A 12,555-nucleotide genomic window follows, 5' to 3' on the forward strand; every position below is an offset into this window, starting at 1 on the left:
CGGCGGCACGAAACCAGTGGTCATCAACCTCCGGTGACAATGACCAGCCTTCGCTGTCACAGGACATCACCCAGCGTGCCAGCGTCTTCATCGGCAGGGGCAGCGGAGGGGCGAACGTTATTCACAGCGACGCCCTTGAGCGCGTCAAAGATTGCCCTGAAGTTCGTCGAGGCTGAGCATGATGTCGAACGCTGTCGCGTCCTCCTCGTCGGTCGTGAGCGGCCCTTCGAGGTGTAGCTCGATGGATCCTTGCGACGCGGTGGCCGGGGTGAGGGGCGGTTGAGTTCCGGGGGATGCGAAATCTGTGTGCACGACCTCGGACAGGGCCGCTTCGGTGATGAGTGCCTGGAAGAAGGCCCACTTGCGGTCGTCGTTGCCGAGGAAGGTCGCCGGATCGATGCCGCCGGCCTGGAGCAGGTTGGCGAGGATGTCGTTGTTCTCGATGAGATCTTTCATCATGGGCCAGGGCAACAGCTTGCCGTGCGATAGATATTGTCTGGCATCGATGACGCCGGCTGCGTTCAATGTCAGGACCAGGTAGCACTTGAAGCAGCACTGCTTGGAGATGCCCAGCTTGCCGCCTCCATGGGCTTTGGACAGCAGGAATGCCTGCATTTCCGCGTGCACCTGCCACGCGGCGAGGTAGGCGACGGCTCCCATGCGGCCTTGTGTGCGCTCCAGGTCTTTGAGATAAGCGATCACCTTGCGTAGCCGGTCGTCCAACCGGCCAAGGGCCTGCGGGCTGGGCTGCCATTTCATCTTCGGCAGCGCTGCTTCTATCTTGTCCCGGATCTGCTTGCGCAGGTTGTCGGCTTCGGCGCCTTCGGCGCGTGCGGCCGACAGCAGCAGTTCCAGATCCTTGGCCATGCCATCGTCGGGGTTGTTGGCGAAGACGCCGATGCTGCGTCCCCGGCGCAGCACCGAGGCGCAGATACGGTTGTCCATCATCGACAGCACCCAGGCCAGTCGGTCCTGGGCGCGCTGGGTGGCGTATTGCGGGCCGCTGATCTGTGCGGTCTCCTCCGCGGAGCCCTGGACCGTCGTGCGCCAACGCTTGTGCAAGAAGGCCAGGAGGACCGTTGCCACCTTCTTGCCTTCGGCGCGATCGGTTCCCGTCGTCTTCCACTGTGTTACCGGCTTTGTCGCCGGCTTCGCCGACTGCGTCACAACCGGCAGCGGGCTGGGCGGCTCCATGAGCTTCGGCGCGTCCAAGGGCAGCCCAGCGCTCCTGTACGTGGCCAGACACTCATTGAACTTCGCCCGGTTGGCCGGGGAGATCTTGTTGCGGACATCCTTGGCAACGTCGGGTGTCGTGCCCTCCTTGGTGGCGACGAGTTCGGCCAGGATACTGATCGGTGTCTTCTCTTTCAGGTTCAGGATCTGCCCCGCGATCCGCCACATGACGTCATTGGTCAATGGCAGCTCGATCAGCTGCAGCGGTTGGTCGGGAACGACCTTGGTGATCTGCTTCAGCCATCGCGTCACGTTCTTGCCGTTGTCCGATGCGGGGTTGTCGAGTGCCTGCCGCAGTGTCGTCGCGTTCTTGGCCACGAAAGTGGACAGGTTGGGGAGAGTCGTGTCGCCTTTGGGGAGGGTGACCGTAGACGGAGGCAGGACCTCCCCCGGGGGGAGGAAGGGGAGTTCGCGCTCTCGTTTGTTCTTGAATTGCGAGGACTCGGCTGAGTTCTTCGCCGGAGGAGGCGATGTGTGCTGCACCGGCGGCTGTAAGCTTCCCGCGGGCGTCTTCGAGACCTGCCCTGCGGGCCCGTATTCGGTGAAAGCCGTGGTGAACGCCTGCTTTTCGGCGATTGTTTTCAACGCGGCACGAACCTCGTTGGCCATGCCGGGGTTTGTGGTCGCGACCAGCTCGGCCAGGATACGAGCCGGTTCACCCCCCGTATGCGTCGCCTCTTTCAGTTTCAGAGCCTTACCGATGAGCTGCCACATGACCGTTTCGGTCAGGGGAATCCGCTGAATCAGGCTCAGCGGCTGGTCGGGCACGACGTGGGCGATCTTGGGCAGCCAGGCCGCCACCTGAAAGCGGTACGACGACAGGGGGTTCGACAGCGCTCCCTGAAGCATCTTTGAGCTCTTTTTCACGACCCCTATAAGGTCGTCAAAGGTGGCGATGCTCTCTGGAAGAGCGGGCGACGAGAAAAGGGCGGAGAAGATGTTCTGCTCCTGCCGTTTGGATCGCTCCACGACCGCCGGCTGCTTCGCTGGATCGTCTTGCGGTGAACCCTTTTGGTCTCGATATTTCTTCAGCGTCTGGGTGAAATCATTTTTATCGCTATCTTTTTTCAGCAGTTGACGAATCCGGTCGGCCTCACCAGAGGTTCTGTTCGCGCACAGTTCGGCCAGGATACGAGCAGGTTCTTCCTCCCGTGCGCCCAGCGCCTTGCCGATGATTCGCCACGCGACCGGGCGATCCTCGGAAACCAGCAGCACCATGCTCTCCGGCGACGACGTGGAGGCTATTTCGGCGATCGTCTTCACCAGCGTTGCCACCTGCTTGCCCTGCGGAGAGGAGGGATAAGCCAAACCTATTGTCAGTGCCGACTCCAGCTCTGGGCTCGCGGCACTCACCAAGAAGTCCAGATCGGTGAGACTCTTGACATCCCATACGTGTTTTTTCAGCTCGTCGCCGCTTAAGGGTATGGTCTGCGACTTGTGGCTCCTGCGCTTCAATCCGTCCCCCTCAGATCGCTTGATGAGTCCGGTCCATGGTGGTGGCTGTCCGGCGGGTGCGGACCTACTGCCGCGGTGACATTTCCGACGCCGCATGCGGCACTTTGGTCGTGCACACCCCGCCCTTCACGGCGAGTTCGGCCCTCACTCGATGAGGCCATCGGCAGTCGGCAATCGAACCGGCGAGCCTCGTCACGCGGCCGAAAGTTGCCGCCCGAAACCGGTGAGGAATCGCAGGTGACCTCTCCGCCGACAAGCCCACAGAACGCACGCCGCCAGGAGCCCGGCTGTGGCGGCCCGGCCCCCGGCGGCGCCTCCGCTCCGCGCGCCTTCCCCGTACGCGCGTCGAGCGGCCTGCCGCGCCACGTCTCCGAGTGCTAAAGACCGCAGGTCGACGGTTGTATCGATCGGGCTCCCACTGTCATAGGTCTGCGTCGACTGACATAGCAGTGCGCTTCCGCTCCAACAATCCTGCGCATCCCTAGCCGCTCTGGCTGTCGGCCGGTAGCAGTACCTCGGAGACGAAGCGCGTGTTGGTCGCGGGTCCAGACACAGGTGGACGACCAGGTCAATGGTTTCGCCGATGTTGAGGTGGATGACGGCGGGCGGCGTCTGAGCGCCGACGCCGCGCGTCCACAGCATGACGAGCTGGTTGATTTCCAGTACGCGTTCGATCTGGTCGACGAGGCGGGTGATGAGGCCTGGGCATTCGCCTCTCAGTCGGCCGCACCGGGGTCAACGACCACGCGATGGCCGATTCGTTCTTCAGCGCGATCAAGAACGAATGGCTGCGCCGCTTCGTTTTCACCACCCGGCCGGTCGGCCCAGCGAGCTTCCAGGAGGTCGGAGGAGGGAGGTTTCCCTGGCAGGGCGGTTCGAGGAGCAGGATGGAGACCGTCGAGGGCGACGGCGATGATGCGGCGGCGCGCACTGTGTGCGTCGGCCAGGAGGCCCGTCCTGCCTTGCAGGCGGAGTTGCTCAAGGAGTGGCGATCTGCCGAGCTGCTCGATGAGCAGGATGATGTCGATGGCGGTCGCGTCCAGGCGTAGCACACCGGCTTGATGCGCGCGCTGGATCATGTGCTGGAAGGCAGTGTCGGCTCGCTGGGACGTCTCATCAGGTTCCGGAGTGACGTCGATTTCGTCGGCCAGCGGGGCCAGGGTGCCTTGGCCGAATTCAATGCATTCGATGATGAAGCCCGCCAGGCCCTGCCATGGGTCCGGGTCCGCGAGGGCGCGTTCGGCCGCGTTGGCCCACTGTTCGTTGGAGTGGTTGAGCAGCGCCCGACGGCGTGGACGCCGTCATGGACAACATCGGCGGCGATACCCTGCGCGCCTCGGTTGACCTGGTCAAGGACAAGAACCGCATCCGGACCATGATCGACGACGAGATCGCGGCGGAACTCGGCATCCCGACCCTGACCCCAAAGCGGTCCTCTGAACAGTTGGAAGGGGTCGTGGAACTCTATGCCCAAGGCAAGATCAAGCTACATGTCCGACAGCTTTACCCACTGGCAGGGGCCGCCGCGGCGCACCGCACCATCGAAACCAGGCACGGGCGCGGGAAGATCATTCTCCTCATCTCTTCCTCCGCGCCCGCCGTCCCCACGAGCACAGTGGCTGACCGGCCCGCCTCGAACGCCTGCGCCAACGACGCCGCGAGTGGATGCTTCTCATCATTGGCGCCGTAGCCGGCGGACTGCTGTCTATTTCTATCGGCATCTGGGTCAACAGCATCTGCTAGCACGGGCCCGCCCCTGCTCGCCACCCCGCGAGCGCGGCGGCGCCTCTCCTCCTCACCGCACCGGCAGGCCGGTGACCGCGCGGCCGATGATCAACCGCTGGATCTCGGACGTACCCTCAAAAATGGTGTAGATCTTGGCATCCCGGTGGAAACGTTCCACTGGATGTTCCCGCGTATACCCCGCCCCGCCCAGGATCTGGATCGCCTGCTCCGTCACCCACACCGCCGTCTCCCCCGCCACCAGTTTCGACATCGAGCCCTCCGCCTGCCCGAACTGCCGGCCCATCCGGGCCATCCAGGCCGCGCGCCAGGTGAGCAGGCGGGCCGTGTCCACGCGGGTCGCCATGTCGGCGAGGAGGAAGGCGATCGCCTGGTTCTCGCCGATCTTGCGGCCGAACTGCTCGCGTTCCCGCGCGTAGTCCCTGGCGTACTCGAAGGCGGCTCTGGCGATGCCGACGGCCATCGCGGCCACCGACGGGCGGGTGGTTTCGAAGGTACGCATCGCCGCCTGCTCGCCGGCGCGTCCGCCGTTGCGGACGCGGGCGAGGCGGGCGTCGAGCTTGTCCTTGCCGCCGAGGAGGCAGGAGCCGGGAACGCGGACGTCTTCCAGGACGACCTCGGCGGTGTGGGAGGCGCGGATGCCGTGTTTGCGGAACTTCTGCCCCATCGACAGGCCGGGGGTTCCGGGTGGGATGACGAAGGTGGCCTGGCCTCGGGTGCCGAGCGACGGTTCGACGGAGGCGACGACCACGTGGACGTTGGCGATGCCGCCGTTGGTGGCCCACGTCTTGACGCCGTTCAGGATCCAGTCGCCGCCGGAGTACACGGCACGGGTACGGATCGAGCCGACGTCGGAGCCCGCGTCCGGTTCCGAGGCGCAGAAGGCGCCCAGCTTGACGTCGTTCTCCGTGCCGAACATCTGCGGGAGCCACTCCCCCATCTGCTCCGGCGTGCCGTTGGCGGACAGGGCGGCGGCGGCCAGGCCGGTGCCGACAATGGACAGGCCGATGCCCGCATCGCCCCAGAAGATCTCCTCGAACGCCACCGGCAGCGCCAGGCCGCTCTCCTCGAACCATTGGGTGGCGAAGAAGTCCAGCGAGTACAGGCCGATCTTGGCGGCCTCCTGGATGACGGGCCAGGGGGTCTGTTCGCGTTCGTCCCACTCCGCGCCTGCTGGGCGGATCACGTCGCGGGCGAACGTATGCACCCAATCCCGCACTTCGGCGACGTCGTCGCCTAACTCCGGACAGAAGCCGCCCATGCTGTTACTCCCTGAAAAATCCCGTTAAGGCACCAGGCCACGCTCACGATACGGCCACACACAGCCAGCCGTTACCACTGGTAACACCCTACCGGCGAGTAGCCCACGACCGGAAGACCGCTCTTCAGCGAGGCGCGCGGGACAGGGTCGAGGCGAGTACGGCCGCGGCGGCCAAGGCCATCGCGATCGCCAGGCCGTACATGAGCGGGCCGAACCCGCCGAACGCGGCGGCCACCTGCGGGCCGACGCTGCCACCGACGGCCAGGGCGAAGGAGAACAGCGCCAGCGCCGTGCCACGCGCTCGTCCCGCCTGCGCGGAGACCGCTTCGTTGAGGCTCGGCAGGCCGCCGGTGATCGAGGCGACATAGACGGCGAGCAGGAGCACCAGCCCGAGTGCGGCAGCGGCCGTCCAGCCGATGACGGCCAGCGCGACGGCCCCCGCGAACAGCAGCGCAACGGCCCGCGTGGTCGCTGAGATCCGGCCCAGCCAGGGCATGAGCAGCGGTACGAGCACGATCGAGGGCAGGCCACCGGCGCGCAGGAGGAGCAGTTCGCTCGGCGATGCCATGCCGTAGATCTGCAATCCCGTGTAGACGGCCACGAAGCCGACCATCAGCACGATCGTCGCGACGTACCGCAGCACCAGCACCCGATCGAACAGCAACCCCGGCACCGACCGGTACACCGACAACAACGACCCCGACCCCTCCCGCGGCAGGTCGGGCAGCATGACGGCGCGCAGTCCGAGCGCGGCCAGCGCGAACCCGGCCGCCGACAGCCCGAACAGCCCCCGCCAGCCGACCACACCCACGAGCAGTTGAGCGGCGACCTGCAGAAGTACGGCAGAGGCGAGGAACGCGCCGGTCACCGCGGCGATGGCCACGACCCTGCGCCTGGGCTCGACCCGCTCGGCCAGGTACGCCATGCCCGCCGGCGGGAACATCGCCACGGCCACCCCTTGCAGCGCCCGCAGCACGAAGGCCGCCTCCGGCGAGGGACTCAACGCCACCAGCGCGGTGGTGACGGCGGCCAGCGGGAGTCCCAGCAGGAGCAGCCGCCTGCGACCGAACCGGTCGGACAACGGACCGAACACCAGGAAGCCAACGCCGTACCCGATGCCGAAGGCGGTGACCAACCAGGTCAAGGCGCCCGTGGACGCGCCCCAACCGGCCGCCATGTCGTGCAGAAGCGGGATCACGACGTACAGCTGGCCACTGACCAGGACCGCGGTGAGCACGAAGGCCACCATCGTCCGCCCGAAGCGCGCGACAGCCGGGGCGGGCATCGTTCTCCCGAACCGCTCGACGGCCGGGGCGTGTTCGGCCCGCACACGCTCATGAGCGATGACAGCTGGCCGGGAGCCCACAGTGTCGCGGGGAAGGGACGTCGGCGCGGCTCGATCGCAAGTGGCCGGCGCCGGACGCGGGCTTGGGCGGGCGGCGCGACGGCCGCGGATCACACGAGGAAAGGAGATAGCCATGTGCCGGGACGGTAGCCAACCAACTAGTTGGATGTCAACCAGACAGTTGGATTGCAACCAACCAGTTGGTGGTGGCAAGATGGACACCATGGCACCCAAGGTCTCGACCGCCGCCACCCGAGCCGCCCTGCTGGAGGCCGCGCGGGGGGAGTTCGCCGCGTACGGCGTCGCGGGCGCCCGCGTGGATCGCATCGCCGAGCGCGCGGGCGTCAACAAGGAGCGCATCTACGGCCATTTCGGCAGCAAGGAGAAGCTGTTCGACGCCGTCATCACCGAGGCGCTCGACGATCTGACCGCGCAGATCGCGCTGCCGGGCGCCGATCCGGGCGACTACGTGGCCAAGCTGACCGACTACTACCACGATCACCCCGACCTGGTGCGCCTGCTGATGTGGGAGGCGCTCAACTACCGCGGCCAGGACCTGCTGCCCGGCCAGGAAGCCCGCGTCGAGCGCTGCGCGCGCAAGACGGCCTCGCTCGCCGAGGGCCGGGGCGAGGAGCCGGACGCGGCGACGGCGCGCAGATTGTTCCTGCTGACGGGGCTGGCGTTGTTCCAGTCGATGATGCCGCAGCTCGCGCGCATCATCCTGGGCGAGGACGCCGACTCCCCAGCGGGCCGCCGCGCCCTCCGTGATCAGGCCGCCGCCCTGGCCGCGCGCCCTTAAGACCTTTTACGACCAGTCTCTTGTACGGCAAGCCCGGGAAGACCCACCCGCCGACCAGGGCTTGGGGCCTCCAGGAATACGGCCGCTGAGCCCGCACAGGGCCGGGCGCCGCAACAAGACGGCGGAAACTCAAAGAGGGCGCGGCCGTCGCGTGCGACGACCGCGCCCTGGCACCCGATGCCGCCGGACGCCATCCAGGACATGGCATCCTTGACCGCTCGCTACGCGGCGAGTCGCGACAGTTTCGTCACAGCAGCACCATGCAGACGTATCCGCACGAGATGGCGCTCGCCCCGCAGTGCGCCTCAGCGGGGATGTCGAGTTGCCCGTAGAAGTTGTACGCCCACGTGACGATCTTGCCGCTGGCGGTCAGCGCCATGCTGGCCCAGACTCCGGCGGAGATCGCGACAACATCGGACTGTGCCTCGTACGGGACTTCCAGTTGTCCGTAGTCGTTGCCACCCCAAGCGATCACGGCACCGTTTTTGAGGGCGAGGCTGAAACCGGCGCCCGCGGAGACGGCGGTGACACCGGACTGTGCTTCGGCGGGCACCGTCAGGTTCGCGGGAAGGTCGGGCCCCCACGTGATGACACGGCCGTCCTCCCGCAGCGCGAGAGCATGTTTTCTCGCGGACATCGCGACGATACCCTCCTTCGCTTCGTCGGGCACGGCGACATAGCCATTCCATTGGATGACGCCGCCGTCCTTGAGAAAGAGGCCGTAGGAGTTTCCGCCGTTCGCGCCGGTGATCGCGGTGACACCGGATTTCGCCGCTTCGGGGAGGGACAGCTGGTTGTCGTAGGTGCCGCCCCAGACGATCACGCCACCGTCTCTGAGCGCGAAGGCATACGAGCCGCCTGTCGCGATGGCCGTGACGTCCTTGGTCGCCGCGACAGGTACTCGAGACAACCTTTGCTGGTTGCGGTCGTTGAGGTTGAGGTTTCCCCAGAGGGTCACCCGCCCGTCCTTGAGCATCAGGTTGTACAGGTTCGCGCATGCCCCGTCGGAGATGGCGGTTACTCCCGACAACCCGGCCTCTGGCACGGCCGGGGCGTTGTACGGACCCCATTGGATGATCGTGCCACTGCCCGGAGCGCACACAGGCGGCTCGTAGCCTCCGGTTGCCATCGACCCCGTCCCTGAGCGCGCTTCCGCAGGGGACACTAGCGAAACCGTCCCACCCAACACGGCGGCCGGCACGCCGACCGCGACCGTCCGCATGAGCTGACGTCTACTGATCACAAAACCTCCATGACGTGACCTGATCCCCTTACTGGGGGTTTCTTGATCCGCACGACCTGTTCAGGCGTGAACCCGTGGACAGTTGGCGCGAACAGGCGTCGCCACCAGGCACCGGCGCTCGGTCAACGCTTGTCTCACCTGGTCATGGCCGACATCTGTGGAGGCTACGGGACCGGGCTTCCGCTTCTCTTCCGTCCCGCTTCCGAACTGACGTTCGGGTAAAATGTCCCACTCTCTTGGCGGACAGTCCTGGTTGATGCTCCGCAGGCCGGCCAGACGGTCGGCACCTTCCGATCCTCGTCACCTGAAGCGGCGCGGCTGCTTGCCGCATGAAGACGCCAGGATGATGAGCACTCCGGCGACGGCCCCGGCGAAGAACGGGGATGGCACAAGCAGGACACCGCCCAGCACGCACCACGCTGTGACACCCCAGCCGAGCCAGGCGGGCACGGCCACTTCCCGTCCGGCCAGGTGCCAGGTCAGGCAGCCCAGGAGCAGCAAGGGTACGGCGAAGCCGCCCGGCCCGGCCCAGAAGGTGACCTTGTTCTGCAGGGACGCCACCGTCTGAATGCCGTTGTCCAAGAGTGGGACGGCCGCCCACGCACCCCGATCCCACCAGCCGGTGACGTACTCCCAGGCCGTGAGCGCCAGCAGGGACAGGTGCCCCAGCCCGAGCGCGATCATGATCCCGCTCGCCCAGCGCAGCAGCCGCTTTCGTGCGCTCATCGTGCCGTCCCAGCCGAACAGAAACCTCGGCGGCCTCACGACAGTGCCCTTTCCGCCATCATGGCCATCAGCGTCATCTGGTCCAGCTCAGGGGTGGCGGTCGGGTCGAGTTCGCGGTAGCGGCGGTGGAGATTGACCACGATCCGCTCGTTGTCCAGCCAGGCGGCGTATTCCCCCAGGTCCACCCGCTCGACCGCTTCGGCGAAGGTCAGGCCGCGGGCGTGGGCGGCGTCCGCTTGCTCGACCACGTGGGTGAGATAGCCGCGGACCGCGCGTATCCCGTCCGGGTCGGTGACCGGGCCGTGGCCGGGGACGATCGTCGCGGCGCCAGTGGCGAGCATGCGATCGCAGGCGCTGATCCAGTTACCGATCGGGCCGCTCCACACGATCGGTGTGCAGCCGACGAACAGCAGGTCGCCCGCGAACAGCACGCCCGCGTCCGGCACGTGCACAACCGAGTCCGCGGCGGTATGGGCGGGACCGAGGTCCATCACCCGCACCTCGCGTCCGCCGACGTCCAGGGTGAGCTCCCCCTCGTAGGTCCGGTCGGGCAACCGCGGACGGATACCGCCGAAGTCGAAGGCGCCGAACCGCTCGCGGAAGTACGGCGTCGCCGGGCCGAGGTCGATGACCTGGGCGGCGGTCAACATCTCCGGCGGTATCTCGTGCCGCATCTCCGCGCGGGTGGCCGTCGCGGCAATGATCTGGACGTGCTCACCCAGCAGCTGGTTGCCGTGGGTGTGATCACCGTTGGCGTGAGTGATGACGGCTCGGGCAAGCGGGCACCTGTCGGTGATCGGGCGCATGCGGTCGAGCATCTCGGCCGTCAGCCGCAGGTCGAAGAGGGTGTCGATGAGGAGCGAGCCATCCTGGCCGGCGACCAGTCCCGCGTTGCTCAGGCCGTACCCGCCGTCGGGTAGCAGCCAGGCCCACACGCCCGCGCCGACCTCGTGCAGGCCGCGCGTGTAGGGCAGCCTGGCGGGCGCGCGGTTGACGCGCGGGCGCGGCGGCTCGCGGTCGGGGTTGTGCCGTGCGGCCAGCGGGTACGGCGGTGCGGACGCGCGGACCGTCTGGCGGGTACGGCCCAGCCCCTCTACCGCCAGCTCGACCACGTCGCCGTCCCGCAACCAGCCCGGGAACGCGGCCGGTTCGGCGAGGGACAGGTGCTCGACGAGGCAGCAGCCGGGCACCGTGCCTGAGCCGAACACGTCGCCGGGCCGCAGGTCCACGCCACGGGAGGCATAGGAGACGACCTCTCCGAAGCTCCAGTCCATGGCGTCGGTACGGCCAGAGCCGACGGTCCTGCCGTTGACCGTGGCCTCCACCCGCAGGGCCAGTTTGCCATCGCGGCGGTAGGGCGCCAGTTCGTCCGGAGTGACCAGGAACGGGCCGAGCGTGGTCGCGGCGTCCTTGCCTTTGGCCTGCCCGATCGACAGGGATGCCTCCCGCATCTGCAGGTCCCGTGCCGACCAGTCGTTGTAGATGGTGTAGCCGATGATGTGCTCTTCGGCCTGCTCAGGTGACAGGTCTCGGCCGCCCGGCCCGATGACCGCGGCGATCTCCAGCTCGAAGTCGAACCAGGCGCTGCCGGGCGAGATCGCCACGTCCTCATACGGACCGACGATCGTCGACGGGCAGGCGAAGTAGAAGGCCGGGATCTCGTACCAGGTGTCTTTGAGCGTGCGCGGCCGGCCGGCCGCCTGCCGGCAGTTGCGCATGTGGTCCAGAAAGCACAGGCAGTCGCGGATCGCGGGCGGGCGCGGAATCGGCGCCCGCAGCCTGGCTCCGGCCAGCGGGACGGCCTGTGTCGCGGATGCCAGAGCCGCCTCTCCTGCCGCCCGCAGCGCCGCCGCACCCCGGCCGACCAGCTCTACCAAGCTGACGCCCGGTGCCACGGGGTGGATCAGGTCCTCACCGATCACCCCGGCACGCTCTTCCGTGTCCGTCGCATAGGTCACCCAACGCATGGGAACCTCCCATTTCTATGTTGACCAACATAGGCTATATCGGCCAGCATTGGGTATGCCGTTCGGCATACCTGGTTAGATTGACCCATGGCTACGCGACGTATGGAGCAGACTCAGGAGAGCAGACGGTTGATCCTGGCGGCCGCCGTCGAACTCTTCGCCGAGAAGGGCTACCGGCAGACGAGCTTTGTCGACATCGCCGACAAGGCCGGCATCAGCCGCGGCTCCATTCCCTGGCATTTCGGCAACAAGCTGGGGCTTCTCGAAGAGGTGCTCGATGACCAGCTCCAATCCGTGCTGGCCGGCTCTCCCCCGGGAGCGCACCCCGCCGACTCTCTGGACCAGGTCATGCGCTTCATCCGGCTGCCCGCCACCCGCCTGTTCACCACCCTGCTCTCCGAGGCCGTAGACGTCGACTCACCGATTCGAGAGCACTACGCCCGGCTCCACGCGGCGCTGCGGCAGGCGGCGCGGGCCCGGTGGCCGTCCGAGGCGCTACCGGCGGGAACCGATCCGGAGGCGTTCGCGGTTTTGCTGGTGGGGGCCGTCATCGGCGTTCACGCCCAGTGGCGGGTCGCCCCCGAGGCGGTGGACCTCCAAGCCGTGCAAGCCGCACTGCGCGCCCTGTTCCCGGCGGCTCTTGAACAGACCTGACAGCCGGCCATCACCGGCCCGGTGCGGCTTCATACGCGGATCGCCCCGCCCGCCGCGGCGGGCGGGGCGATCCAACCCGCCTTCTCCACCTCGCTGATCAGCCACCGCGGGCCGACGGCGTCGCCGTCG

Annotated in this window: 10 protein-coding genes; 4 read left to right on the plus strand and 6 right to left on the minus strand. The window is 67.2% G+C overall.

The window, feature by feature from the left end:
* Positions 1-144 precede the first annotated feature (144 nt).
* Positions 145-2,688 (minus strand): hypothetical protein, encoded by a 2,544-nt coding sequence (locus ACQP2T_RS34890; RefSeq protein WP_433509141.1) that lies wholly within the window; start codon positions 2,686-2,688, stop codon positions 145-147.
* A 749-nt stretch (positions 2,689-3,437) separates the two neighbouring features.
* Between ACQP2T_RS34890 and ACQP2T_RS34895 the strand changes: the two genes are divergently transcribed.
* Both ACQP2T_RS34895 and ACQP2T_RS34900 read left to right on the plus strand, forming a co-directional pair.
* Positions 3,438-3,737: a hypothetical protein gene (locus ACQP2T_RS34895; RefSeq protein WP_433509142.1), complete on the plus strand. Its 300-nt coding sequence runs from the start codon at positions 3,438-3,440 to the stop codon at positions 3,735-3,737.
* Between the two features lie 254 nt (positions 3,738-3,991).
* Complete coding sequence (locus ACQP2T_RS34900; RefSeq protein WP_433509143.1) at positions 3,992-4,378, plus strand: zinc-binding dehydrogenase; 387 nt, start codon at positions 3,992-3,994, stop codon at positions 4,376-4,378.
* Positions 4,379-4,483: 105 nt separating this feature from the next.
* Here ACQP2T_RS34900 and ACQP2T_RS34905 read toward each other — a convergent pair whose 3' ends face one another.
* Both ACQP2T_RS34905 and ACQP2T_RS34910 read right to left on the minus strand, forming a co-directional pair.
* The gene (locus ACQP2T_RS34905) at positions 4,484-5,692 is read right to left on the minus strand and encodes an acyl-CoA dehydrogenase family protein (protein WP_433509144.1); all 1,209 of its coding nucleotides are present in this window, start codon (positions 5,690-5,692) and stop codon (positions 4,484-4,486) included.
* A 124-nt stretch (positions 5,693-5,816) separates the two neighbouring features.
* A complete protein-coding gene (locus ACQP2T_RS34910; protein ID WP_433509145.1) occupies positions 5,817-6,977 on the minus strand; it encodes an MFS transporter in 1,161 nt (386 codons plus the stop codon).
* A gap of 274 nt (positions 6,978-7,251) precedes the next feature.
* Here ACQP2T_RS34910 and ACQP2T_RS34915 point away from each other — a divergent pair, with 274 nt between their 5' ends.
* Positions 7,252-7,836: a TetR/AcrR family transcriptional regulator gene (locus ACQP2T_RS34915; protein ID WP_433509146.1), complete on the plus strand. Its 585-nt coding sequence runs from the start codon at positions 7,252-7,254 to the stop codon at positions 7,834-7,836.
* Positions 7,837-8,083: 247 nt separating this feature from the next.
* On the opposite strand, the gene ACQP2T_RS34920 is transcribed toward ACQP2T_RS34915, so the two are convergent.
* From ACQP2T_RS34920 to ACQP2T_RS34930, 3 genes are all read right to left on the minus strand, one after another.
* On the minus strand, positions 8,084-9,058 hold the full coding sequence (locus ACQP2T_RS34920; protein WP_433509147.1) for an RCC1 domain-containing protein: 975 nt from the start codon (positions 9,056-9,058) through the stop codon (positions 8,084-8,086).
* A gap of 321 nt (positions 9,059-9,379) precedes the next feature.
* Positions 9,380-9,805 carry a DUF6463 family protein gene (locus ACQP2T_RS34925; protein ID WP_433509148.1) on the minus strand — a complete coding sequence of 142 codons (426 nt, stop codon included), beginning with the start codon at positions 9,803-9,805 and terminating at the stop codon, positions 9,380-9,382.
* A 35-nt stretch (positions 9,806-9,840) separates the two neighbouring features.
* Positions 9,841-11,772, minus strand: coding sequence for a fumarylacetoacetate hydrolase family protein (locus ACQP2T_RS34930; RefSeq protein WP_433509149.1), 1,932 nt, complete (start codon positions 11,770-11,772; stop codon positions 9,841-9,843).
* Between the two features lie 87 nt (positions 11,773-11,859).
* Here ACQP2T_RS34930 and ACQP2T_RS34935 point away from each other — a divergent pair, with 87 nt between their 5' ends.
* Positions 11,860-12,426: a TetR/AcrR family transcriptional regulator gene (locus tag ACQP2T_RS34935; protein ID WP_433509150.1), complete on the plus strand. Its 567-nt coding sequence runs from the start codon at positions 11,860-11,862 to the stop codon at positions 12,424-12,426.
* The last annotated feature ends 129 nt before the right edge of the window (positions 12,427-12,555 follow it).

The sequence above is a fragment of the Nonomuraea sp. CA-143628 genome, from assembly GCF_050942315.1.
Taxonomy (GTDB): domain Bacteria; phylum Actinomycetota; class Actinomycetes; order Streptosporangiales; family Streptosporangiaceae; genus Nonomuraea.